Here is a 22754-nt window from a genome sequence, read left to right as displayed (position 1 = left end):
TGATCCCCGCGCCCGTCAGCCGGGCGCCTTCGGATAGGTCTCCAGCACCGGGCCGAGCGCCGCCTTTAGCGGCTCCAGCCAGGGCTCGAAGTTGCGCCAGTGCTCGGTGGCGTCGGCGTAGATCGGCCGGCGCACCTGCTCCGAGGAGGCGGTGCGCACGGCGCGGTCGTTCTCGTAGAAGCGCAGGCAGCCGGCCTCGAAGGGCAAACGGCAGTAGTCGAGCAGGCGACGCACTTCCGCCTCCGGATCGGCCACCATCTGCTCGTAGATCACGCGATGGACGCGGCCCGGCAGGACCGCGTCCACATGGGCCATCAGGCGCACGTAGTCGGCGTAGTAGCGGCCGACGTCGTCCAGCGAATAGGTGAAGCCTTGGCCGCGGGCGAAGTGCTGCTTGAACCCGGAGAAGCAGCAGCCCAGCGGGTGGCGGCGCGCGTCGATGATCCTGGCGTTCGGGAGGATCAGGTGGATCAGGCCGACGTGCGCCCAGTTGTTGGGCATCTTGTCGATGAAGAAGGGGCGGCCGAGCTTCCGGTGCACCCGCGCCCGCTCGAGGTACTCCTCGCCGAGCGCCTTGAGCTCGCCTGGGGAGAGTTCCGCCAGCGCCTCCGGATAGGCGGTGTCGCGCTCGGCGGCCGGCTTGCCGCCCAGCCGGCGAGCCAGGGTGATGATGTCGGGCAGTTCTTGGGTGCCTTCCACCTGGCTGTGGCTGGCGAGGATCTGTTCCACCAGCGTCGAGCCGGCGCGGGGCAGGCCTACGACGAAGATCGGATCCGGAGCCGGGCAGCCCTGCCCCGCCCGCGCGGCCAGGAACCGCGGCGTGAACAGCGCCACCGCCCGGTCGACCTGATCGGTCGTGTCCTGGGCGCGGTAGCCGAGAGTGCGCCGGCGCAGCGCGTTGCCGGCTGTGTAGTGGCCGAAGGCCGCCTCCCACTCACGCGCGTCCTCCCGCGCCTTGCCGAGCGCGAAGTGGAGGTGGAGGCGGTCGTCGTCAGACAGCCCAGCGCCCGCCAGCGCCCCCTCCATGGCGGCGAGGTCCTCCTGGGAGAATCGGAAGGTCTTCAGGTTGGCCAGGCTCCACCAGGCCTCGCCCAGGGACGGCTGCAGCTCGACGCCGCGGCGGTAGGCGGCGACGGCGTCGGCCTGCCGGCCCACCGTCTTCAGGGCATGGCCGAGGCTCATCCAGCCCTTCGGCTGGCGCGGGAACTCGGCCAGCACCGCCTCGTAGATTGCGATAGCCTGGTCGTACTCGCCGATCCGGCTGAGCGCGGCGGCCTTGAGGTTGCGGTAGCCGGGGTTGCCCGGCTCGGCCGCCAGCAGGCGTTCCACCTGGGCCAGCGCCTCCAGGGGCTTGCTCTGGCGGTAGAGGATGGCGGCGTAGTTGTGCCGGGCGGCCGTGAAGCCGGGAGCGAGCTCCAGGCAGCGCGCCAGCAGGGCCTCGGCGTCCGCCAGCCGCCCGAGCCGCGCGCCGGTCTCCGCCAGCATCCGGATCGCCGCCACCTCGGTGGGCTGGCGCTTCAGGAAGCCGCGGAGCAGGTGCTCGGCCTCCGGTAGGCGGTTCTCGCAGAGCGCGTTCGCCGCCTCCATCAGCGCAGGCTCGCGCACCCCGGCCCGGATGTGGTTGGCGTAGGCCGCGTCCGCCTGGGCGGTGTCTCCCAGCAGGGTCCAGGCGTCGCCCAGCGCCCGCCAGGCCTGGCCGTGACGCGGCTCTATGTCGATGGCCCGCTCCAGCGCCGTCACCGCCGCTCGCGTGTCGCCCAGCGCGGCGAGCGCCAGCCCCAGCTCGGCGTGGGCCTCGGCCCACTGCGGATGGCGCGCCGCCAGCGGCTGGGCCACGTCGCGGGCCGCCGCCGGCGCGCCTTGCCGGCGGAGCGCGGCCGCAAGCAGCAGCAGGGCCTGAGGGTGGCCGGGCGCGGCCTTTAGGATCTCGCGCGACTGGGCCTCGGCGAGCGCCGGGCTCTGCGTCAGGAGGCGGGCCGCGTGGCTGAGCGCGGTGGCGAGCGTTCCCTGGGGCTCTGCGGCGGCGCCGGGCAAGCAGTTATCCGATCGTGCAACAACGGTATGCGAATGGAGAGGTTCGTCCCGCGCCTTGTCAATGCACGCTCACGCTTCCGGGCGGCGAGGCGGGCCGACTGTGCTCTGGTGACAATAGAATGACGGTCGGTCGCCCACGCGCAGGGCGCCCACCGGGCCGCTCAGCCCGCGGTCGCGCCGTCGCGCAGCGACTCGGCCAGCGCCAGCAGCAGGGCCTCGGCGCGGATCGGCTTGGTCAGGTGGCGGTCGGCGCCCGCCGCCAGCGACATGGCCACGTGCTCCGGCAGCGCATGGGCGGACAACGCTGCGATGGGCGTCCGGGGCAGGCCGAGGTCGGCCTCCTGGCGGCGGATCGCGCGGATCGCCGACAGGCCGTCCAGCACCGGCATCTGCACGTCCATCAGGATCAGGTCGAACGTCTGCGCGGCGAAGGCGTCCAGCGCCTGGGATCCGTCGCCCACCAGGGTGAGGTCCACCGGCTCGGCGGCGAGCATCAGCTCCACCACGCGACGGTTGGTGGCGTGGTCGTCGGCCAGCAGCACCTTGGCGCGGCGGGCGTGCGGCGCATGAACCGGCGAGGCCGGGCCGGCGGAGGCGGCGGGCTCGCCCAGCGGCAGCGTAAGCGTGAAGGCCGCGCCCTGCCCCGGCGCCGCGGCCGCTGCGAGCGAGCCGCCCATCAGCTCGGCCAGGTGGCGCGAGATCGCCAGGCCGAGGCCCGAGCCGCCGTACTTCTGGGCGATGCTGCCGTCGGCCTGCTGGAAGCGGCCGAACAGCTCCGCGGCGCGCGCCGGATCGAAGCCGATGCCGGTGTCGCGGACCTCGAAGCGGAACGCGCCGGCCTCAACCTCCACGCGGCAGCTCACGGCGCCGCGGGCGGTGAACTTCACCGCGTTGCTGATCAGGTTGGTGAGGATCTGCTGCAGGCGCAGGGGATCACCGGTGACGGTGGCCCGGGCGGCGGGGTCGATCTCGATGGAGAACGCCAGGCCCTTCTCCTCGGCCTGCGGCCGGAACAGGGCGGCCGCGCGCTCCACGAGCGCAGGGAGGTCGAAGCGCTCGTTGCGGATCTCGAGCTTGCCGGCTTCGACGCGCGACAGGTCGAGCGCGTCGGAGAGCAGCCGCTCCAGGGCCTCGGCGGACTCCACGATGGTGCGCACCATCCTGCGCTCCTCGTCGCCGTCCAGCCGCGCGGCCAGCACGCTGGCCACGCCCAGGATGCCGTTCAGGGGCGTGCGGATCTCGTGGCTCATATTGGCCAGGAAGTCGGACTTGGCGCGGGTGGCGGCCTCGGCCTCGCGGACGCTCCGGCGGAGCTCGGCGACCATCGCCTCCAGATCCGGCTGCTCGCGGCCGGCGCGCTCCTCGGCCTGCTTGCGGGCGACGTGCGCCTCGAGCCGGGCCTGGGCAATGTCGAAGTCCACCGGCTTGGTCAGGTAGTCGTTGGCGCCGAGGCGCAGCGCGCGGACCACGTCGGCGCTGGCGTCGCGGACCGTGGCCATGATCACAGGGAGGGCGGTCGGCGAATAGGTCTCGCGGATCCGCGAGAGCACCTCGAAGCCGCTCATGCCGGGCATCACGATGTCGAGCAGCACCAGGTCGACCGGCTCGCGGGCCAGCAGCTCGAGCGCCGACGCGCCGTCGGCGGCTTCGAGCACGTCGAAGCCCCGGCGCGCGAAGCGTCGGCTCATCAGGATCCGGTTGTCCTCCAGGTCGTCGACGATCAGGAGGCGCGGCCGGACCAGGCTGGCGACGTCCGAGGGGTCGGTGGCCGGCAAGGCGGGGTCCTCAAAGGTCCAGTTGCGCCATTCTGCCACGCCGGCCTTAACCGTCCGTGCATGGGGCGTTGACCGCTTGGTTACCCCTTCGGGCTAGCTTCACCGTCGGAGAGCCGGGCTCAGGCCCGGATCAGGAGGCAGGGGTTAGGCTTGTCGACGGAAGCTGAAAGCGCGCGGCGCCTGCGCATCCTGATGGCGGACGACCATCCGACGAACCGCGCCGTGATCGAGGTCGTGCTCGGCCTGATCGACTGCGACCTCGTGCAGGTCGAGGACGGCCTGCAGGCGCTGAACGCCTACAAGATGGACGACTTCGACGTCGTGCTCATGGACCTGCAGATGCCGGTCATGGATGGCCTCACCGCCATCCGCGAGATCCGCAAGTTCGAGCAGGAGCAGGGCCGCCACCGCACGCCGGTGCTGGCGGTCACCGCCAACGCCATGAGCGAGCACGTGCAGGCCTCCCGCGCGGCCGGCGCCGACCACCACATCGCCAAGCCGATCGTCCCCGACCTGCTGATCGGTGCGATCATCCAATCCACCACCGAGGCCGCCAAGGCCGAGGCCCAGGCCGCCCATCAGGTCCGCTCGGCCCACGCGGGCTGAGCCGCAGGATCCCGCGCACGAAAAAGGGCCGGCGCCGCGAGGCGCCGGCCCTTTCGTTTTCCGAAGCTTCAGGGCCTAGAAAGCCCAGTCGAGGCTGAGCGCGGCCGAGACGGCGTGGCCCTCGAAGGCGCCCGACAGCGGCGACACCGTCTGGGCCGGCGTGCCGCCGTAGAACACGTCCAGGTCGGCGAGGTTGGCGTCCTCGAAACGGGTGTAGGCGAGCGCGCCGTTGAGCGTCAGCGCCGGCTGCAGCCGCACGCTGGCCCCGGCGGCGAAGATCCAGCGGTCGCTGTCGAACACGCCCGGCTCGCGCAGGGTGTCGCGGGTGGGCGTCGGGTCGTACTGCACCCCGCCGCGCACGGTCCAGGCGTCGTTCAGGACGTGATCGACGCCCAGGGCGACGGACGTGGTGTCCTTGAACCGCTGCGGGATGCTGACCTCGCTGCCGGCGAAGCTGACGTCCAGCGTGTCGTAGACGTCCCAGTTCGACCACATGACCTGGCCGTTCAGGGTGGTGGCTTCGGTCAGGGCGTAGCGGCCGCCGACCGTCACCGTCGAGCGGGTGGCGAAGCGCGCCTCGGCCGGGGCGGCGAAGTTGGCGCCGGCCAGCGGTCCCTGCAGCCCGCTCAGCGCGATGTCGCCCTCCAGCTCGTGCTTGATCTTGGAGCGGTAGGCGAGGCCCAGGGTGACGCGCTCCAGGTGCGCTTGGGCGCCCAGGGTGAAGCCGTAGTTCCACCCGTCGGCCTTCAGGCGCGACAGGCCGTCCGGCGCGCTCGGGTCGAGGTTCGGATAGGCCTGGTCGTAGTAGGCGTCGGTGCGGTTGGCCGTGACGCCGAAGCCCAGGTCGAGCCAATCGGTGGCGCGCGCCGCACCGGCCACCTGGACCTCGGTGACGGCGATCTTGCTGCGGACGGTGTCGTAGCGGGTCCAGGAGTCCGGCCCGAAGGTGGTCTGGACACGGAACGGCCGGAAGACCGAGACGCCCAGCGCGAAGCGGTCGCCCACCGGCAGGGCGAGGGCGAAGTGCGGTGCGGCGAATTCGGGGCTCGCGTCCTCGATGCGCCCGTCGCCGCCGGCCGGCAGCGTCAGCCCCGCAGGCGGGATCGGCCGGGTGATCTGGGTCGCCACGTCGGCGAAGACGGTCTCGTCCTGGCGGTAATGGCCGCCGATCGACAGGCCGCGGGGGCCGCGGGCGATGGCCGCAGGATTCCAGAAGAGCGCGGACGCGCCGGTGTCGGCCACCTCGCCCGAATTGGCGCGGCCGAGCCCTTCGGCGCTGACTTCGGTGACGCCCATGCCGCTGGCCGACGCCTGGCCAGCCACGCCGAGCACGACGCCGAGCGCCGCGAGGCCGAAGACGGCCCGAGTTTTCAGATCACGCACTTGGGTATCCCCGAAAGATCCGCCGTGTGGGAGAGACGGTGGGTAAGTCCTGCCGGAAACTGGTTACTCGCCGATTTACGCAAACCCCTTACGCGGCAAGGGGTTGAGCCGCGTCCGAGGACTGTTCGTCGGCCGGCGCGACGGCCGGCAGACGGACCACGAAGGACGAGCCGTGGCCAGCTTCGCTGCTCACCGCGATGCCGCCGCCCATCAGGGCGCAGAGCTTCTGGCTGACCGCCAGGCCGAGCCCCGTGCCGCCATAGCGGCTGGCGGTGGTGGCGCTGACCTGGCCGAAGTCCTGGAAGAGCTTCGGCAGGTCCTCTTCGGCGATGCCGATGCCGGTGTCGTCCACGCGGATCTCGATCCAGTCGCCGGCCGGCTTCTCGTCGCGCCGGGCGGTGACGGTGACCACGCCCTCGCTGGTGAACTTCGCGGCGTTGGAGAGCAGGTTCAGCACCACCTGCCGCAGCTTGGTCTGGTCCGAAGTGACCTCGCCCAGGCGCCCGGCGGCGCGGATGACGAGCTGGTTGGCGTTCTGGGTCATCAGCGGCTGGGCGGTGGCGGCCACATGCTCGATGAAGGTCTCCAGGTCGAAGGTGTCGAGCGTCAGCTCCACGGCGTTGTTCTCGATGCGCGAGACGTCGAGGACGTCGGTCACCAGGGCCAGCAGGTGCTGGCCCGCGGCGTTGATGCGACCGAGGTCCGCCAGCTTCTGCGGGTCGCCCCCCACGTCCTGGCACTGCTCGAGGAGCAGTTCGGAATAACCGATCACGGCGTTGAGCGGCGTGCGGAACTCGTGGCTCATCTTGGCCAGGAAGATCGAGCGGGCGAGGTTGGCGCGCTCGGCCTGGTCCTTCGCCTGGCGCAGGCGCACGGCGGTGGCCCGGTGGCGGTCGGCCTCGCGCTCCAGGTCCGAGCGCAGCGAGATGGTGCTCACGTAATAGACGGCCATCCACGACATGTAGACGGTGGCCGAGAAGATCGAGATCCAGCCGACGTTTGTGAGCTGCTCCAGCGGCACCCGCTCGTCGAAGGCGCCGTTCAGGGCGTAGGCGGCGTAGAAGACCAGCAGGTCGGCGGCGAACATGCCGAGCACCAGCAGCGGCCGCTCACCCAGGTAGAAGAAGCCCAGCAGCAGGGCGACCAGAAGCCACGGCAGCAGCGGCGAGGAGACGCCGCCGTAGTGGAACGAGCCGAACAGCGAGGCGAAGGCCAGGGTCTGCACGGAGATCAGCGCCACGAGCTGCAGGTTCTTGGTGAACTTCAGGACGAACGGCAGGGCCCAGAACGACCAGATCGCGCCGACCATCGTCCAGACGATCCAGCTCGGGTTGGGATCGGTCAGGTAGAGGAAGACGCAGATCGACTGCGCCATCAGCGGCCCGAAGAGGTGGGTGAAGACGAAGTTCCGCGCCAGGCCCAGCTCGGAGCGCTCGCGCTTGGCGGCTTCCGGCACGAACCAGTCGATCATCTTCAGGATGTTTTCCCACATGCCCCGCATCGTCCCGCTTCGAGGACGCCCGTGATTTTCGCGGTATGAACGCCCGGGCCTCTTAAGAACTCGTGCACGACACGACTTGAGCTGAATAACGCGATCTTAATTGGCGGCGTGGAGATTGCGGAACGCCTCGTGCTGAACTCGGGGCGCTCAGGTCGATCGCAGTGAATTCCTGAATCGACTCTTGCCAGGGACTCTTGGGGGCAGGCTCGACATGACGACGGCCGTGGCGCACGCCACAAATCTGCTCGACCGCTTCATCGACTGGTTCATTCCGGCCGAGGTGAAGGCGGAGCGCGAGAAGCGCCAGCAGGCGCGCATGTTCCTGATCAGCCACTGCTGTGGGCCGTTCCTGGGCAATGTGGTGCCCGGAGCCCTTTTCTTCCTCGATCCCACCCCGGGCTGGCCGACCCTCATGCTGGCGGTCTCGATCACCTCGTTCTGGGTCTATCCGTTCCTGCTGAAGTGGTTCGGCCGCTACAACCTCTGGACCTTCGTCTCGGTCCAGAACCTGCACTTCTGCATCCTGGAGAGCTGCTATTACTACGGCGGCGTCACCTCGCCGACCCTGCCCTGGGTGCTGACCATCCCGCTGCTGGCGTTCTTCTACCTCGGGCACTCGCCCAAGCTCAGGAAGTACGCGCTCGCGCAGTTCGGGCTGAACTTCGCGCTGTTCGTCGCCCTCTACCACTTCGCGCCGCCGCCGGCCGACGACACCCCGCGCGAGGCGCTGCAGGGCCTGGGCATCGTCTCCACCCTCGCCTGCGCCGGCTACGTGACCATGATGGCGCTCTACTACCGCCGTATCCTGCAGTCGGGCGTCGAGCTCGAGGCCGAGATGCGCGGCCACATGGCGACCGCCGCTCAGCTTCGCCGCGCGACCGCCGAGGCCGAGCGCGCCGGCGCCGCCAAGGCCGAGTTCGTGGCCAGCATGAGCCATGAGCTGCGCACCCCGCTCAACGCCGTGATCGGCTATTCCCAGATGCTGCTGGAGGACGCGGCCGACGAGGACGACCAGGAAGCGATCGCCGACCTGGAGAAGATCCACAAGGCCGGCCACCACCTCCTGCGCCTGGTCAACGAGGTGCTCGACCTCTCGAAGATCGAGGCCGGGAAGATGGAGCTGGTGCCCGAGGACGTGGCGGTCGGCGAGTTCATCCAGGCCATCGTCGACCACCAGCGCCCGAAGGCCGACGCCAAGGGCGTCCCCCTGCTCGTCGAGCTCGGCCCGGCGCTCGGCACCGCCCGCTGGGACGGCCAGCGCGTCCGCCAGGCCCTCGGCCAGGTGGTCGACAACGCCATCAAGTTCACCGAGGCCGGCCAGGTGAAGGTCCGCGTCGCCCGCCGCGGCGGCCGCGGGTCCGACAGCGTCGTGATCGAGGTGCACGACACCGGCATCGGCATCGCGCCGGACATGCTGCCCAACCTGTTCGAGAAGTTCACCGTGGCGCGCGACGCCAGCACGTCCAAGTACGGCGACACCGGCCTGGGCCTCTCGCTGAGCCTGGCGCTCTGCAACCTGATGGGCGGCACCATCACGGCCGTGAGCCAACTGGGCAAGGGTTCGGTGTTCACCGTCACCCTGCCCGCCGCGCCCCCGGCCAAGCGCAAGCGGCGCCCGCGCGCCGAGGCGCCCGAGCTGGCCGCCTGACCTGCAACCTCACCGGACCGACCCCATGACGAAGATCCTTCTGGTCGAAGACAACGAGATGAACCGGGACATGCTGACCCGGCGGCTGACCCGGCAAGGGTTCGAGGTGTGCTGCGCGCCGGACGGCCCGACCGGCGTGGCCATGGCCGAGAGCGAGCAGCCGCACGTCATCCTGATGGACATCGCCCTGGGCGACATGGACGGCTGGGAAGCCACCACCCTCATCAAGCAGCGGCCGACGACCGCCGCCATCCCGGTGATCGCCCTGACCGCCCACGCGCTGGCCACCGACCGGGCGCGGAGCGTGGAGGTGGGCTGCGCCGACTTCGACACCAAGCCCGTCGACCTGCCCCGCCTGCTCGGCAAGATCGGCGCCTGCCTGGCGGCCCGCGCCGCCTGACGCGTCGTTTACCGATTAACTGTCGGAACGCCCGCCTCTTCGGCGGGCGTTTTTCGTTGCGCCCCTTAGGCGGCACAACCTGGAATTTCGAAGGCGCACCAATAGCTTGTTACCTGAACGCCGATTAACTCAAACCAACAACCGACAATTAATAGTGTCTGTAAACCTTGAGGGTACCTTCCGTACACTCAGGAATAACATCTACAGCGTAGAAGACATCCCAGAACCCGAGAAAAGGGTGGGGAGTATTTATGCTGAAGGCATTCAATAACTATGCGCCTGCCGCGTCTCTGACGGGCAGCATGCGCGATTACCGGTACCCGAAAGGCAGCGACCTGCAGACCCGGGTCGGCGGCTTCTTCAAGTGGCAGGACCTGCGCCGTCAGCATGGGCTGTGGCCGTTCTCCCGCTCCACCGAGGAGAGCCCGTCCACCGTCTGCGCCGCGCGCGACGACGCCGGCGGCAAGATCGAGGGCGTGAACTTCGCCAGCCAGGACTACCTGTCGATGTCCACCAACCCGGTCATCAAGAAGGTGGCCCAGGACGTGATCGAGGAGTTCGGCGTCCACAGCGCGGGTTCCGCCGCCCTGCTCGGCAACACCCATCACTCCGTCCTGCTGGAGCGGAAGATCGCCGACTTCCTCGGCATGCCGGAATCCATCCTGTTCCCCACCGGGTGGGCGGCCGGCTACGGCGTGATCAAGGGTCTGGTGCGCTCCACCGACCACGTGGTCATGGACGCGCTCGCCCACACCTGCCTGCAGGAAGGCGCCGGCGCCGCCACTCGCAACATCTACCTGTTCCGCCACAACATGGTCGGCGAATGCCGCAAGTGGCTGGAGAAGATCCGCGCCAAGGACCAGGAGAACGGCATCATGGTGGTCATCGAGTCCCTGTACTCGATGGACTCCGATACGCCGGACCTGGCCGCGATGCAGGCGCTCTGCGACGAGTTCGGCGCGACCCTGATGGTCGACGTGGCGCACGACCTGGGCAACCTGGGCGACGATGGCCGCGGCCACATCGGCATGCAGGGCATGCTGGGCAAGGTCGACCTGGTGATGGGCTCCTTCTCGAAGACCTTCGGCTCGAACGGCGGCTTCGTCGCCTGCCGGAACCGCGAGATCAAGGAGTACCTCCGCTTCTATTCGCCGCCGTGCACCTTCTCGAACGCCCTGTCGCCCATGCAGGCGGCCACCGTGCTGAAGGCGTTCGAGATCATCGAGTCCACCGAGGGCGCCGAGCTGCGCAACCGGCTGCTGACCAACGTGCTGAGCCTGCGCCAGCAGCTCACCGAGGCCGGCTTCGAGGTCTACGGCGATCCATCCACCATCGTCTGCGTGAAGATGGGCTCGGAAGGCCTGGCCCGGCTGGTCAGCCGCCGCCTGCCGGAAGTGGGCCTGATCGCCAACCTCGTGGAGTTCCCCGCGGTCCCCAAGGGCCAGGCCCGCTTCCGCATGCAGGTCATGGCCAACCACACGCCGCAGAACATCCGCGACGCGGTCAGCCGGCTGAAGGACGCCTACCAGGCGGGCCTCGCCGAGTTCGAGGCCATGAACGAGGAGCGCGAGCCGCTCCGCGCCACCGCCTGAGGCGGACGGGCCGGGAAACGAAGAAAGGGCCGGGCGAAAGCCCGGCCCTTTTTCTTGTGTCGAGAAGCCGGCGCGCTGACGGGCTCGACCGCTCAGCGTCCGCGCGGATCAGGCGGCGGCGGCCAGCGCCTTCAGCGGCAGGGTCACCCGGAACAGCGCGCCGCGTCCGGGCTCGCTCTCGGCGGCGATCTCACCCCCCATGAGCTCCACGAGCCCGGCGCAGATGGCCAGGCCGAGGCCCACGCCGCCGAACCGGCGGGTGAGCGAGCCGTCGGCCTGCTCGAACGGCCGGAACATCCGCCGGGCGGTCTCGGGATCGAAGCCGACCCCGGTGTCCCGGACCTCGAAGGCGACGCCGTCGGGGGTGCGGGCGACGGTCAGCGAGACCTCGCCCGCCTCGGTGAACTTCACGGCGTTGTCGAGGATCTTGCCGAGCACCTGGCGCAGGCGTTGGCGGTCCACCTCGGCAAGGCCGGCCGCCTCCTCGGCCACGTCCAGCCGGAACCGCAGACCTTTCTCACGAGCGCGGGCGGCCGCGGCCGCGGCAGCTTCGGCCGCCAGCTCGCCGAGCGCGGTCGGCTCGGGCGCGAGCACCAGTCCCCCGGCGCTGAGATCGAGGGTGTCCAGAAGATCGGCCACCACGCCATGGAGCTGGTCGGCCGAGGCGTTCATGATGCTGACCATCCGGCGCTGCGACTCGGTGAGCTCGGTCCGGGCCAGCATCTGGCCCATGCCCACCATGCCGTTCAGCGGGGTGCGCAGCTCGTGGCTGACGATCACCAGGAATTCATCCTTCGAGCGGTTCGCCGCCTCGGCCTCCGCGATCGCGGCGCGGAGCTGGGCGTTGGCGTCCACCAGTTCGACCGTGCGCTCGCCGATCCGGCGCTCGAGATCCTCGTTGGCGCGGGACAGGGCGGCGTTGGCCCGACGGACATTCTCTTCCGCCCGCCGGCTGCGCACCTGGGTGGACACCCGGGCCATGGCCACAGCGAAGTCCACGGGTTTGGTGATGTAGTCGTTGGCGCCGGCGTTCAGCGCCTCGACGATATCCTGGCTCTCGGTCTTGCCGGTGACCATGATCACCGGCAGTTGCACGTCGCTGTGGGTCTGGCGGATGCGGCGGAGCACCTCCAGCCCGTTCATGTCGGGCATCATCACGTCCAGCAGGACGACGTCGAAGTCCTCCTGCTCGACCATGGCCAGCGCGCCGCGGCCGGAGTCCGCCTCGGCGATCTCGAAACCGCGCCTCTGGAAGCGGCGGCCGAGGATCGTGCGGTTATCGGCGACGTCGTCGACGATCAGGATCCGGGCGGGCCGGTCCTGGTCACCGATCGTCGTTAGCTCCTCAGACATGACGAACCCCGAGCACGCACAAAGCGAATTACAATCGCCAGCACGCTAAGCGGCGCGACTTAAATAACCGTGCACGTCCTAAACAAGATGCGGGCGAGAAACTCGCATCCGGCGAATATCTCCGATTGCCCAGATCTACACGAAACAACCGGCGGTTTCGATCTATGGTTACCGACCGATTACTGTGCCGGTTACCACTGATCAACGTTCACCTCAGCGTTTCTTAAGGTTTACGGCCTAGAACCAGGGCAACAACCAAGTGCAATGGGATGCAGGTGATGGCTTCCATGAAGATCGCGGCCGCGGCCGCCCTGGCGGCGGCCTCCCTGGCCGGCGCCGCCCACGCGCAGGAGGCGAGCCGCTGGTTCGTCCATGCCGGTCCGGCGTTCGTCGAGCCCGACGAGAGCGCGGACATGACCGCCGGCGGCCAGACCGTCCCGGGGGCCGACGTCTCCATCGGCGGCCGTTGGACCGCCGAGGTCGAGGTCGGCTACTTCGTGACGCCGAACGTGGCGATCGCGGTGGCCGGCGGCTTCCCGCCCAAGTTCAACGTCGACGCCAGCGGCACGCTCGCCTCGCTCGGCCGAGCCGGGACCATGACCGGCGGCCCGGCCGGGATCATGGCCCAGTACCACTTCAACCCCGAAGGCCGCTTCCAGCCGTACGTGGGCGGCGGGGCCTCCTTCCTCGTGGTGTTCGACACCGAGGACGGGGCGCTGAACGACCTCGAGGCCGACAGCGCCGTGGGCACGGTCCTGCAGGCCGGCGCCAACCTGATGGTCAACGACCGCTGGGGCGGCTTCGTGGACGTGAAGAAGGCTTGGGTCGGCACCGTCGCCAAGGCGAACCTCGGCCCGACTCCGGTGCGCGCCAAGGTCAAGGTCGACCCGCTGGTGTTCAACGCCGGCCTGACCTACCGCTTCTGACCCTTACGGGCCCCCGGGCGGTCGCTTGCGCCGCTCGGGGCCCTTGTAGTCCGGATCCTGCCGACGGCGACGGTCCGGCCCGAAGTAGTCCTCCGACCGCACGAACGGCCGGGGCGCGTGGATCAGCGCCTCGATCCGGCGCAGCAGCCCCACGATGGTGAAGGGCTTGCTGAGGAACTCCGTCACGCCCGCGTCCCGGGCCGCCTGCACGCGCCGCTGCTCGGTGTAGCCGGTGAGCATCAGGATCGGCAGGTACGGATTGGCGCTGCGCGGATCGGTGCGGATGCGCCGCACCAGTTCGGTCCCGTCGTCGCCCTTCCCCAGGTTCTGATCCACGATGCACAGGTCGTAGCCGCCGCCCTGCAGGTCTTCGAACGCCTTCTCAGGCGTGGTGACGAGCGACATGTCCTTGGCGCCGACGCTCGCCAGGACGGACCTGACGATCTCTGCGGCGTTGCGGTTGTCGTCGACGATCAGGAGACGTAGGGCGCGTAGGTCCATGCGTCCGCTTGCAGAAGCTCTCCCCCACGCCCGCGCCACCGGCGCCGCAAGCGCCGCCCCGGCCAGGGCCCCGCGGCTATCTGACACCTAAGGCCAAGCCAAGCCAAGCCCTTGACATCGCATACGTTGCGGCGACGTCCGCGCGACGCCAGCCCCGGTTGAGCACGCGGCATCCTGGCCGTGTGCCCGGGCCTCAGTCCGCGGCGGCGGCGGGGGACAGCAGGCCTTCGAACAGCGGCCGCACGTAGCGGGCCGCGACGTCGTCGGGGGTGAGCTCGGCCGCCCAGTGCTTGAGGTCGGCCGCGGCGTTGATCATCCCGGTGACGAGCTGGCCGGCGACGTTCACGTCCACCGGGCGGATCGAGCCATCGGCGATCCCGTCGCAGATCACCGAGGCGATGCGCAGGGAGATGCGGTCGAATTCACGGGTCAGCTCCGCGTTGATGGCCTCCGGCACCGCGGTGAGCGCCGAGGTCCGCAGCAGCGGCAGCCGCCCCGCGAGCTGGTGGTGGGCGAGCGCCACGCAAGCCCGCGCCAACACCTCGAGGCCCGTGCCGCCCTCGGCCTCAGAGGCCCGGATGGCGCGCCACACGATCTGGAAGGTGCGCTGGAAGCACGCCACCACCAGGTCGTCCTTGGTGGCGTTGTGGTGGTAGAAGGCGCCCTTGGAGACGTTCAGGCGCGCGGAGATCCGCTCGACGGACGCGCCGTGATAGCCCTCCTCGTTGATCAGTTCGGTCGCCGCGCGCAGGAACTGTTCGGCCGAGGCCCCGGCGTCGGGGTCCCCGTCGGCGGTCAGCGGCAGGACGCCCACCTGAGGCCATCGCCCGCAGCGCGGCAGCAGCCCGTCCGCCAGGACGGCGGCGACCCGGTCGGCCACGCGCCCGTAGTCTTCCACGTCGGTGGTCTCCAGCCAGGCCACGCTCCAGAACAGCTCCGACAGCAGGAGGTGCGTGCGCGCGCTCCGGTCGAGCCGGGGCAGCGGCGCGCCCGGCGGGCCTTTGACGAGCCGCCGGGCCGCGCGGAACATGCCGATGAAGGCCTCGCCCACCGCGGGCGCGCCGAGCGCGCGCGCATCGTTGAAGATGGCGATCTGCTCGGCTTCGCCAAGCTCGGCGCGGCGCTTGAATTCCAGGTAGCCGTGCACGAAAGCGAGCAGCCGCGCCCGGTCGTCGGAAGCGGCGGCGGCGTCGGCGATCAGTTGCTCGAAGCGTTCGATGCCGCGGAGGAAGCAGGCCGCCGCCAGCTCCTCCTTGTTCTTGAAGTAGTAGATCACGCCCGTCGGGACGAGGCCGAGCCGCGCGGCCACGTCTGCCAGCGTCATGCCGCGGACTCCCCTCGCATTGATCTCGGTTACGGCGGAGGCGAGAATTGCGCTGCGTCTCGCCTCGTAGCGCCGTGTCGGCGCGCGCACGCCCTTCGACGGCTCGTCGCCGTCGTCCAAGCCAGCCATTGCGGCCTCATATTGTCCCGTCCCGCCGCCACGATAGCCCGGCAGGTGAGGCGCTAAAACGGCGAAGCGCCGCAGCAGAACAATTGTCGCACTAAGCATTCCGGTCGCCCAGGCATCCGACCCCCGCGCATCGCTAGGGCCAGTCGAGCTCCGCCCAGGCGGGCGCATGGTCGCTGGCCCCCGCGTCGCCGCGCACCCAGGCGTCCACCCCCGCCGCCCGCAGGCGTGGCGCGAGGACGGGGCTGAGCAGGAGGTGGTCGAGGCGCATGCCAGCGTTCCGGCCCCAGGCGTCCCGGAAATAGTCCCAGAAGGTGAAGACCTGCTCGCCGGCGTGAAGGGCGCGCACCGCGTCAGTCCAGCCCTGGTCCAGCAGTCGCCGGTACGCCGCCTTGCTCTGCGGCTGCTGCAGGGCGTCCGTGGTGAGGGGCTTCACCCGGTAGATGTCGAGGTCGGTGGCGACCACGTTGTAGTCGCCGGCCAGCACCACGGGCACGCCCGTGGCCAGGAGCTCGCCGGCGTGGGCGATCAGCCGGTCGAACCAGGCGAGCTTGTAGCCGAACTTCGGCCCCGGCTGCGGATTGCCGTTCGGCAGGTAGAGGCAGCCCACCAGGACGCCGTTCACCGCCGCCTCGATGTAACGGCTCTGGGCGTCAGCGGGATCGCCCGGCAGGGCGCGGCGCGTCGGCACCGGCGTCGCGCCGCGCGCCAGGATTGCGACGCCGTTGTAGGTCCGCTCGCCCTTCCAGACCGCGCCGTAGCCCGCCGCCTCCAGCGCCTGCGCGGGGAACAGGGCGTCGGGCGCCTTGGTCTCCTGCAGGCACACGACGTCCGGCCGCTCGGCCTCCAGCCAGGCCAGGAGGTTCGGCAGGCGCTTGACCACGTTGTTGATGTTGAAGGTGGCGATCCTCATACGCGGGCTGGATTACGCCCGCCGATCCGGTAGCGTTCCGACAACGGCGGACACACGCCGGCTTCAGGGAGCAGACCATGGCCGACGGCGGCGGCGACAGCATCCGGTTCCTGAGCGACATCCCGCGCGTCCAGGCGGCCGCGCGCGGCGAGCGCGTCGCGGTCCAGTTCGAGGGCCGCACCCTCACCTATGCCGAACTCGACCGGCGAGCCGATCAGGCGGCGGGCCTGCTGCAGGAGCTGGGCGCGGAGCCCGGCGATCGGATCGGCTGGCTCGGGAAGAGCTGCGAGGCCTGGTACGAGCTGATGTTCGGCGCCGCCCGGGCCCGGGCGTGCCTCGCGCCCATCAACACCCGGCTCGCGGTCCCGGAGATCGCCTTCATCCTGCAGGACTCCGGCGCCGACCTCTTCTTCGTCACGCCGGACTTCTTCGACGCCGCGCGAGAGGTGGTCGCGCGCATCGACCGCGAGATCCTGCTGATCGCGGTGAACGGCGAGACCGAAGGCTTCGAAAGCTACGCCGCGCGTCGCGAGACGGCGCGTCCGCCGGCGCTGGAGGCGCCCCGGCCGGAGGACGACGTGCTGCAGCTCTACACCTCCGGCACCACCGGGCTCCCGAAGGGCGTGCGGCTGAACAACGCCAACTACGCCGCCTTTCTGGCGCTGCGGCGCCGGGTGGAGGGCTTCGACTACGGGCCAGACGACACCGTGCTGATCGTCATGCCGCTGTTCCACGTGGCCGGAACCAACATCAGCTTCTCGGGCCTGGCGGCCGGCGGTCGGCTGATCGTCGTGGCCGACTTCAACCCGGCGGAGGTCCTGCGGCTGATCGAGCAGGAGAAGGTGGCGCACGTCTTCCTGGCGCCTGTGATGATCAACGTGCTGCTGCAGGCGCCCCAGGCGAAGACCACCGATTTCTCCAGCCTGAAGACGGTCTCCTACGGCGCCTCGCCGATCTCGGAAGCCGTGCTGAAGGCCGCCACCGAGCGCTTCGGGTGCGGGTTCATCCAGTTCTACGGCATGACCGAGACCACGGGCGCGGGCACCACCCTGTCCCCCACGGCGCACACGGGCGAGCTGCTGCGCTCCTGCGGCCGTCCGTGGGAGACCCTGGAGACGCGGATCGCCGACGAGAACGGCCAGACCCTGCCGGCCGGCCGGATCGGCGAGATCGAGATCCGCGGGCCGATCGTCATGGCCGGCTACTGGAACCGGCCGGAGGCCACCGCCGAGACCATCCGGCCGGACGGCTGGCTGCGCACCGGCGACGCCGGCTACATGAACGAGGACGGCTTCTTCTTCGTCCACGACCGGGTGAAGGACATGATCGTGTCGGGCGGCGAGAACGTCTATCCGGCCGAGGTGGAGAACGCGATCCTGGGCTGCCCCGGGGTCGCCGACGCGGCCGTGATCGGCGTGCCCGACGAGCGCTGGGGCGAAGCCGTGAAGGCCGTGGTGGTGCCTGCCCCCGGCGAGGCGCCGGACCCCGAAGCGATCATCGCCTGGGCGCGCCAGCGGATCGCCGGGTTCAAGGCGCCCAAGTCCATCGACTTCATCGAGGCGCTGCCCCGCAACCCGTCCGGCAAGGTGCTGCGGCGCGAGCTGCGCAAGCCCTACTGGGAAGGCCGCGACCGCAAGGTCGGCTAGGTCGGTCCGACCGCCGCCTCCGCCACGGGCTCCCCGGGCGCCTTGGCCTCCGGGATGCGGAGGCGCAGCAGGCTGACGAGGCCCGCGAGCGCCGCCACGCCGGCGGCGACGGCCAGCGCGGTCACCGTCGCCCGCGCGCCGGCGATGTGGAAGAAGGCGGCCATGGCGACCGCGCCCGTCGTCTGGCCGAGCAGGCGGGCGGTGGCCAGCATGCCGCCCGCCGCGCCGCTGCGCTGCAGGGGCGCCGAGGAGACCATGGCCCGGTTATTGGGCGCCTGGAAGAAGCCGAAGCCGAGGCCGCACACCGCCATCCGCCAGGCGATGTCGAGGCTCGACGCGTCGTGCGGCATCAGCGCCAGCAGGCCGAGGCCGCTGGCGAAGACGGCAAGGCCGATCCCGCCCAGCGCGCCGGCCGGATAGCGGTCGGCGAGGCGTCCCGCGATCGGCGCGGCGACGCCGACGGCCAGCGGCCAGGGCGTCATCAGCAGCCCGGTCTCCACGGCCGAGCGCCCCAGCGGGCCCTGGAAGTAGAAGGGCAGCGCCACGTAGGCGAGCATCTGGGCGGCGAACGAGACGATCGAGGTGGCGATCGACAGGCCGAAGATGGGGATCCGCAGCAGGTCGAACGGGATCATCGGCGCCGGGCGGCCGAGTTCGCGGCGGGCCAGCACCACGCCGGCCACCACGCCGACCGCGAGGATCGGCAGGCCCTGCGCCGGGCCTTCGCGGACCAGGGTCTCGGCCCCGAGGATCAGGCCGCCGAAGGCGAGCGCGTTCAGCCCGGCGGCTGCGAAATCCAGCGGCCGGCGTGAGCCCTCCGTCCGCGGCAGGGCGCGGAGCGCGATCGCCACCGCCAGCACGCCGATAGGCACGTTGATCGCGAACAGCCACTCCCAGGAGGCGACGCCAAGGATGGCGGAGGCGACGGTCGGCCCCACCGCGGCGGACACCGAGATCACCACCGCGTTCAGGCCGATGCCGCGGCCCAGCAGGTGGCGCGGGTAGGCCAGGCGGACGAGCGCGCTGTTGATGCTCATGATGCCGGCCGCGCCGAGCCCTTGAACGACGCGCGCGGCGGCGAGCTCGTTGAGGCTGCCCGACAGCGCGCAGCCGAGGGAGCCCAGGGTGAAGACCGCCAGGCCCGCCACATAGACCCGCCGGTAGCCGATCTTGTCGCCCAGCGACGCCAGCGGCAGCAGGGCCACGGTGATCGCGAGCTGATAGGCGTTCACGATCCAGATGGACGCCGCCTCGGTCGCCTGCAGCTCGCGGGCGATGGTGGGCAGGGCGACGTTGGCGATGGCGCCGTCGAGCACCGACATGGCCATGGCCAACCACACCGTCAGGATCGCCCAGTAGCGGCGCGGCGTCGGCAGGCCGTCCTCGTGCAGGACGGGCCTGGCGTCGGTGGCGGTATCGGCTGACGGCGGCATCCCGAGGCTGGAACTCACGGCGCCGGCGTTGGGTCCCGGCTCAACCCGCGTCCGGGCCGGTGAAGGAGAGCTGCTGGGCGGTTTTGCCGGCCCCGGAGGCCAGCGCCTGCTCCAGCGCCTCGCGGAAGGCGGCCCAGGCGACCTCGCGCATCTCGAAGACGTCCTGCCCCTCGAAGGGCACCGGCACCGAGGCGCTCACCGTGCGATGGTTGCGGGTCTCGTCCTCCAGCGCGACCTCGACGGTCGCCCACATCCAGGGCTTGGGTCCGGGCTGCAGCGCCCCTTCGAAGCCGATCTTCAGGGTGCGGATTTCGGCCATGGGGCGGTCCTTCACGAATCAGAGAACACGTTCGGAAAACGTTACTATTCGATGTGGCGTTCTGACGCAGGACGGCGTATAAGCCGCGCCATGGCCGATCGACACTTCAAACCCGACTTGGTGGGATCGGACGAGAGCCTCGAGCATCTGCTCGACCGCCTCCGGTCCTTCAACATCCGCACGCCGTTCCGCTCGGGCCGCAACCCGCCGGACTGGGAAGCCTTCGTGACCTCGCGGCGGCCGCCCAAGGGCTGCGGGGGCGCCGAAGCTCCCGTGCCGGTGGAGCGCCCGATCGCGGACCTCTACGCCACCGTCTGAGCTGTCAGCCACGGCCGCGCAGCCCCGCGGGCTGCGGCCCGCCGGTCGCCCAGTCGAGGAGTTCGACCGGGTGGATGACCGGCGCGTCCACGGCCGGCGCGATCTGGGCGATGCAGCCGATGTTGCCCGCCGCTACCACCGCCGCGCCGGTGCGCCGGAGGTTCTCCGCCTTGCGGTCGCGCAGCCGACCGGCGAGCTCGGGCTGCAGGATGTTGTAGACGCCGGCCGAGCCGCAGCAGAGGTGCGGCTCGAACGGCTCGCGCACCTCGTAGCCCGCCTGGGCCAGCAGGGCGGCGGGCGCCGCCTTGATCCCCTGCCCGTGCTGCAGCGAGCAGGGCGCGTGGTAGGCCACCGCCATCCCGCCCGGCCGGGTCACCGGCGGCAGACCGACCTCGGCGATGAACTCCAGGATGTCGCGCGCCTTCGCGCCCACCTCAGCGCCGTCGGGCCCGGCCTGCTTGCCGTAGGCCTTCAGCGTCGTGCCGCAGCCGGCCGCGGTGGTGACGATGGCGTCCAGCGGGCCGGCGGCCTGCCAGGCGCGAACATTCCGGCGGGCCATGGCGGCGGCCTCGTTGGCGCGACCCAGGTGCTCGGAGAGCGCGCCGCAGCAGCCCTCGCCCGGCGCCTCCACCACCTCGAAGCCGGCCCGGGCCAGCAGGCGGGCGGCCGCGGCGCGGATCTGCGGGGCCATGGCCGGCTCGACGCAGCCCTGCAGCAGGGCGACGCGGCCGCGGCTCCCGGCGGCGACGGGCCCGGCCGGCGCAGGCCCGGCGGGCTCCGGCACGAGCCGAAGCAGGGCCGCGAGCGGGGCGAGGCGCAACCGCTCCAGGGTGGGCGCCAGCGGCCGGGCGACGCGGCCCAGCGCCAGCGCCGCCTTCAGCCGCTTGGGCCGGGTCAGCACCGCCGGGATCAGGGCGCGCAGCAGGCGTTCGGGCCAGGGGCGGCGGTAGTGGTCCTCGATGTGGCGCCGGGCGTGGTCGATCAGGTCGGCGTAGTCGACGCCCGAGGGGCAGGTCGTCTTGCACGACAGGCAGGAGAGGCAGCGGTCGATGTGGGTGACGGTCGCCGCCGAGGGCCGCTCGTCCGGCTTCTCCAGCATGGCGCGGATCAGCTCGATGCGGCCGCGGGGGCTGTCGCGCTCGTCGCCCAGCAGAACGTAGGTCGGGCAGGTGGCGGTGCAGAAGCCGCAGTGGACGCACTTGCGGATCGCGCGGTGCGAGCGGGCGAACTCCGGCTCGGCCAGGCGTTCGGCGGGGAAGTCGACGCGCATCAGGCGATCCTTCCGGGGTTGAGCACGCCGAGCGGGTCGAAGGCGGCCTTGACCCGCGCCGACAGCGCGGCGAGCGCGCCGGACAGGGGCTCGAACGCCGGGCCTTCGCCGCGCCAGAGGGCGGCATGGCCGCCGAGCGCACGGGCGGCGTCGCGGACCCGCTCGGCCGGCTGCTCGCTCAGCAGCCAGACCAGGCCGCCCGCCCAGTCGTAGAGCGGATCGCCCAGGCGCGCGTCGCCCACGCGCCAGCCGGCGGCAGGCGGGACGGAGACGCGCCAGAGCGGGCGCGGATCGGCGGCGAAGGCCTCCACCTCGCGGACCTGCGCCCAGAACCCGCGGCTGTGGCCGGCGTCGAGCGCCTCGATCCGGCCGAAGCGGCGGAGTTCGGCCATCAGGCTCTCGGCGCGGGCCTGGACCGAGGCCGGGAAGCCCTCCAGGCGAAGCGCGGTCACCGGCATCTCGGCCGCGAGCGGCGGGCGGCCGGCGGCGAAGGCCGGCAGGTGGGCCGCGCCGGAGACTTCGGCCGAGGTCCCCATGGCTACGGTCATCAGCTCGCCCGCCCGGCGCTCGTCGAGTCCGAAGACCAGCAGGGTCGCCTCGGTGCGGCCGGCGGGGAGCACCTTGAGCGTGATCTCGGTCATCACCGCCAGCGTGCCCCAGGAGCCGGCCATGAGCTTCGACAGGTCGTAGCCGGTGACGTTCTTCACCACCTTGCCGCCGGCCTTGAACACCTCGCTGCGGCCGGTGACGCCGGCGAAGCCGAGGACGTGGTCGCGGGCGGCGCCGGCGCGGATGCGGCGGGGGCCGGAGAGGTTCGCGGCCACGGCCCCGCCGACGGTCGGCTGGCCGGCCGTCCCCAGCAGGGTCGTGAGGTGTGGCGGCTCGAAGGGCAGCATCTGGCCCTCCGCGGCGACCAGGGCCTCGAGGTCGGCGAGCCGGGCGCCGGGCTCCACGGTCAGCACCAGCTCCTCCGGCGCGTAGTCCACCACCCGGTCCATCCGGGCCAGGGACAGCAGGGCGTCGGCGCGCACGGGCTGGACGGCGCGCTTCGTGCCGGCGCCGACGACCTCGAGCGTGCGGCCGGCCGCGCCGGCGGCGGCGATGAGCGCCTGAACCTCGTCGGCGGAGGCCGGCGTCTCGATCCTGTGCAGCACCTCGACCATCAGAACCTGGGAAGCTCCGGGAAGGCGAGCTGGCCGCGGTGGACGTGCATCCGGCCGAGCTCGGCGCAGCGGTGCAGGGTCGGGAAGACCTTGCCCGGGTTCAGCAGCAGCTCGGGGTCGAAGGCGCACTTCAGCCGCTGCTGGCAGGCGAGGTCGGTGTCGCTGAACATCGTGCCCATCAGGTCGCGCTTCTCGACGCCGACGCCATGCTCGCCGGTGAGGACGCCGCCCACCGCCACGCAGAGCTTGAGGATCTCGGCCCCGAACTCTTCGGCGCGCTCCAGCTCGCCGGGCTTGTCGGCGTCATAGAGGATCAGCGGGTGCAGGTTGCCGTCGCCGGCATGGAAGACGTTGGCGACACCCAGGCCGTAGGCCCTGGACATCTCGTACATGGCCGACAGCACGCGCGGCAGCTCGCGGCGCGGGATGGTGCCGTCCATGCAGTAGTAGTCGGGCGCGATGCGGCCGACCGCCGGGAAGGCCGCCTTGCGGCCGGCCCAGAAGGCCAGGCGCTCGGCCTCGC

Annotated in this window: 20 protein-coding genes; 7 read left to right on the top strand and 13 right to left on the bottom strand. The window is 71.1% G+C overall.

The genetic code is table 11. From position 1 onward, the window contains the following. Positions 1 to 15: 15 nt before the first annotated feature. Complete coding sequence (locus tag ACE3Q8_RS12655; RefSeq protein ID WP_374470634.1) at positions 16 to 2034, bottom strand: sulfotransferase; 2019 nt, start codon at positions 2032 to 2034, stop codon at positions 16 to 18. Between the two features lie 161 nt (positions 2035 to 2195). Further along, complete coding sequence (locus ACE3Q8_RS12650) at positions 2196 to 3809, bottom strand: response regulator (RefSeq protein WP_374470633.1); 1614 nt, start codon at positions 3807 to 3809, stop codon at positions 2196 to 2198. Positions 3810 to 3959: 150 nt separating this feature from the next. Between ACE3Q8_RS12650 and ACE3Q8_RS12645 the strand changes: the two genes are divergently transcribed. Beyond that, a complete protein-coding gene (locus ACE3Q8_RS12645) occupies positions 3960 to 4415 on the top strand; it encodes a response regulator (protein WP_374470632.1) in 456 nt (151 codons plus the stop codon). A 75-nt stretch (positions 4416 to 4490) separates the two neighbouring features. Here ACE3Q8_RS12645 and ACE3Q8_RS12640 read toward each other — a convergent pair whose 3' ends face one another. Both ACE3Q8_RS12640 and ACE3Q8_RS12635 read right to left on the bottom strand, forming a co-directional pair. Then, positions 4491 to 5798, bottom strand: coding sequence for an OmpP1/FadL family transporter (locus ACE3Q8_RS12640; RefSeq protein WP_374470631.1), 1308 nt, complete (start codon positions 5796 to 5798; stop codon positions 4491 to 4493). An 88-nt stretch (positions 5799 to 5886) separates the two neighbouring features. Next, entirely contained in the window at positions 5887 to 7290 is a 1404-nt protein-coding gene (locus ACE3Q8_RS12635; protein ID WP_374470630.1) for a sensor histidine kinase, read from the bottom strand. A gap of 220 nt (positions 7291 to 7510) precedes the next feature. Here ACE3Q8_RS12635 and ACE3Q8_RS12630 point away from each other — a divergent pair, with 220 nt between their 5' ends. The 3 genes from ACE3Q8_RS12630 to ACE3Q8_RS12620 all read left to right on the top strand — a co-directional run bounded on the left by ACE3Q8_RS12630 (position 7511) and on the right by ACE3Q8_RS12620 (position 10939). Further along, positions 7511 to 8947 carry a sensor histidine kinase gene (locus ACE3Q8_RS12630; RefSeq protein WP_374470629.1) on the top strand — a complete coding sequence of 479 codons (1437 nt, stop codon included), beginning with the start codon at positions 7511 to 7513 and terminating at the stop codon, positions 8945 to 8947. A 25-nt stretch (positions 8948 to 8972) separates the two neighbouring features. Beyond that, the gene (locus ACE3Q8_RS12625) at positions 8973 to 9347 is read left to right on the top strand and encodes a response regulator (RefSeq protein ID WP_374470628.1); all 375 of its coding nucleotides are present in this window, start codon (positions 8973 to 8975) and stop codon (positions 9345 to 9347) included. A gap of 302 nt (positions 9348 to 9649) precedes the next feature. Next, positions 9650 to 10939, top strand: coding sequence for an aminotransferase class I/II-fold pyridoxal phosphate-dependent enzyme (locus ACE3Q8_RS12620; RefSeq protein ID WP_374470627.1), 1290 nt, complete (start codon positions 9650 to 9652; stop codon positions 10937 to 10939). A gap of 108 nt (positions 10940 to 11047) precedes the next feature. Here the strand turns inward: ACE3Q8_RS12620 and ACE3Q8_RS12615 are convergent, their stop codons facing one another. After that, positions 11048 to 12292 carry a response regulator gene (locus ACE3Q8_RS12615; protein ID WP_374470626.1) on the bottom strand — a complete coding sequence of 415 codons (1245 nt, stop codon included), beginning with the start codon at positions 12290 to 12292 and terminating at the stop codon, positions 11048 to 11050. Between the two features lie 278 nt (positions 12293 to 12570). On the opposite strand from ACE3Q8_RS12615, the gene ACE3Q8_RS12610 reads away from it, so the two are divergent. Then, positions 12571 to 13218, top strand: coding sequence for an OmpW family protein (locus tag ACE3Q8_RS12610; protein WP_374470625.1), 648 nt, complete (start codon positions 12571 to 12573; stop codon positions 13216 to 13218). A gap of 3 nt (positions 13219 to 13221) precedes the next feature. Here the strand turns inward: ACE3Q8_RS12610 and ACE3Q8_RS12605 are convergent, their stop codons facing one another. The 3 genes from ACE3Q8_RS12605 to ACE3Q8_RS12595 form a co-directional block, all read right to left on the bottom strand. Further along, positions 13222 to 13719, bottom strand: coding sequence for a response regulator (locus ACE3Q8_RS12605; protein WP_374470624.1), 498 nt, complete (start codon positions 13717 to 13719; stop codon positions 13222 to 13224). Between the two features lie 193 nt (positions 13720 to 13912). Further along, positions 13913 to 15172: a TetR/AcrR family transcriptional regulator gene (locus ACE3Q8_RS12600; protein ID WP_374470623.1), complete on the bottom strand. Its 1260-nt coding sequence runs from the start codon at positions 15170 to 15172 to the stop codon at positions 13913 to 13915. A 133-nt stretch (positions 15173 to 15305) separates the two neighbouring features. After that, entirely contained in the window at positions 15306 to 16082 is a 777-nt protein-coding gene (locus tag ACE3Q8_RS12595; protein ID WP_374470622.1) for an exodeoxyribonuclease III, read from the bottom strand. Positions 16083 to 16159: 77 nt separating this feature from the next. Here ACE3Q8_RS12595 and ACE3Q8_RS12590 point away from each other — a divergent pair, with 77 nt between their 5' ends. Continuing rightward, on the top strand, positions 16160 to 17728 hold the full coding sequence (locus ACE3Q8_RS12590; RefSeq protein ID WP_374470621.1) for a long-chain-fatty-acid--CoA ligase: 1569 nt from the start codon (positions 16160 to 16162) through the stop codon (positions 17726 to 17728). On the opposite strand, the gene ACE3Q8_RS12585 is transcribed toward ACE3Q8_RS12590, so the two are convergent. Together ACE3Q8_RS12585 and ACE3Q8_RS12580 are read right to left on the bottom strand one after the other, a co-directional pair. Continuing rightward, on the bottom strand, positions 17725 to 19161 hold the full coding sequence (locus tag ACE3Q8_RS12585; RefSeq protein ID WP_374470620.1) for an MFS transporter: 1437 nt from the start codon (positions 19159 to 19161) through the stop codon (positions 17725 to 17727). The two genes, ACE3Q8_RS12590 and ACE3Q8_RS12585, sit on opposite strands and share 4 nt — an antisense overlap. A 40-nt stretch (positions 19162 to 19201) precedes the next feature. After that, complete coding sequence (locus ACE3Q8_RS12580; protein WP_374470619.1) at positions 19202 to 19480, bottom strand: hypothetical protein; 279 nt, start codon at positions 19478 to 19480, stop codon at positions 19202 to 19204. 90 nt (positions 19481 to 19570) lie between these two features. Here ACE3Q8_RS12580 and ACE3Q8_RS12575 point away from each other — a divergent pair, with 90 nt between their 5' ends. Beyond that, positions 19571 to 19798 carry a hypothetical protein gene (locus ACE3Q8_RS12575; protein ID WP_374470618.1) on the top strand — a complete coding sequence of 76 codons (228 nt, stop codon included), beginning with the start codon at positions 19571 to 19573 and terminating at the stop codon, positions 19796 to 19798. Positions 19799 to 19802: 4 nt separating this feature from the next. On the opposite strand, the gene glcF is transcribed toward ACE3Q8_RS12575, so the two are convergent. The 3 genes from glcF to ACE3Q8_RS12560 form a co-directional block, all read right to left on the bottom strand. Further along, positions 19803 to 21068 carry a glycolate oxidase subunit GlcF gene (gene glcF, locus ACE3Q8_RS12570; RefSeq protein ID WP_374470617.1) on the bottom strand — a complete coding sequence of 422 codons (1266 nt, stop codon included), beginning with the start codon at positions 21066 to 21068 and terminating at the stop codon, positions 19803 to 19805. Next, positions 21068 to 22231, bottom strand: coding sequence for a glycolate oxidase subunit GlcE (glcE, locus tag ACE3Q8_RS12565; protein ID WP_374470616.1), 1164 nt, complete (start codon positions 22229 to 22231; stop codon positions 21068 to 21070). Before glcE ends, glcF begins: the two co-directional genes overlap by 1 nt. Next, the coding region (locus tag ACE3Q8_RS12560) for an FAD-linked oxidase C-terminal domain-containing protein (RefSeq protein WP_374470615.1) at positions 22231 to 22754 on the bottom strand (524 nt) is incomplete at its 5' end. The genes ACE3Q8_RS12560 and glcE, both read right to left, overlap by 1 nt.

Source organism: Phenylobacterium sp., from assembly GCF_041913825.1.
Lineage (GTDB): Bacteria > Pseudomonadota > Alphaproteobacteria > Caulobacterales > Caulobacteraceae > Phenylobacterium.
This window is presented reverse-complemented; position numbering and strand designations above follow the sequence as displayed.

Excerpts from the sequence above, each read along its gene's own strand:
- ACE3Q8_RS12635 (WP_374470630.1), bottom strand. The coding sequence starts at position 7,290 with ATGTGGGAAAACATCCTGAAGATGATCGACTGGTTCGTGCCGGAAGCC.
- ACE3Q8_RS12630 (WP_374470629.1), top strand. The coding sequence starts at position 7,511 with ATGACGACGGCCGTGGCGCACGCCACAAATCTGCTCGACCGCTTCATC.
- ACE3Q8_RS12625 (WP_374470628.1), top strand. The coding sequence starts at position 8,973 with ATGACGAAGATCCTTCTGGTCGAAGACAACGAGATGAACCGGGACATG.
- ACE3Q8_RS12620 (WP_374470627.1), top strand. The coding sequence starts at position 9,650 with ATGCGCGATTACCGGTACCCGAAAGGCAGCGACCTGCAGACCCGGGTC.
- ACE3Q8_RS12615 (WP_374470626.1), bottom strand. The coding sequence starts at position 12,292 with ATGTCTGAGGAGCTAACGACGATCGGTGACCAGGACCGGCCCGCCCGG.
- ACE3Q8_RS12610 (WP_374470625.1), top strand. The coding sequence starts at position 12,571 with ATGGCTTCCATGAAGATCGCGGCCGCGGCCGCCCTGGCGGCGGCCTCC.
- ACE3Q8_RS12605 (WP_374470624.1), bottom strand. The coding sequence starts at position 13,719 with ATGGACCTACGCGCCCTACGTCTCCTGATCGTCGACGACAACCGCAAC.
- ACE3Q8_RS12600 (WP_374470623.1), bottom strand. The coding sequence starts at position 15,172 with ATGGCTGGCTTGGACGACGGCGACGAGCCGTCGAAGGGCGTGCGCGCG.
- ACE3Q8_RS12595 (WP_374470622.1), bottom strand. The coding sequence starts at position 16,082 with ATGAGGATCGCCACCTTCAACATCAACAACGTGGTCAAGCGCCTGCCG.
- ACE3Q8_RS12590 (WP_374470621.1), top strand. The coding sequence starts at position 16,160 with ATGGCCGACGGCGGCGGCGACAGCATCCGGTTCCTGAGCGACATCCCG.
- ACE3Q8_RS12585 (WP_374470620.1), bottom strand. The coding sequence starts at position 19,161 with ATGCCGCCGTCAGCCGATACCGCCACCGACGCCAGGCCCGTCCTGCAC.
- ACE3Q8_RS12580 (WP_374470619.1), bottom strand. The coding sequence starts at position 19,480 with ATGGCCGAAATCCGCACCCTGAAGATCGGCTTCGAAGGGGCGCTGCAG.
- ACE3Q8_RS12575 (WP_374470618.1), top strand. The coding sequence starts at position 19,571 with ATGGCCGATCGACACTTCAAACCCGACTTGGTGGGATCGGACGAGAGC.
- glcF (WP_374470617.1), bottom strand. The coding sequence starts at position 21,068 with ATGCGCGTCGACTTCCCCGCCGAACGCCTGGCCGAGCCGGAGTTCGCC.
- glcE (WP_374470616.1), bottom strand. The coding sequence starts at position 22,231 with ATGGTCGAGGTGCTGCACAGGATCGAGACGCCGGCCTCCGCCGACGAG.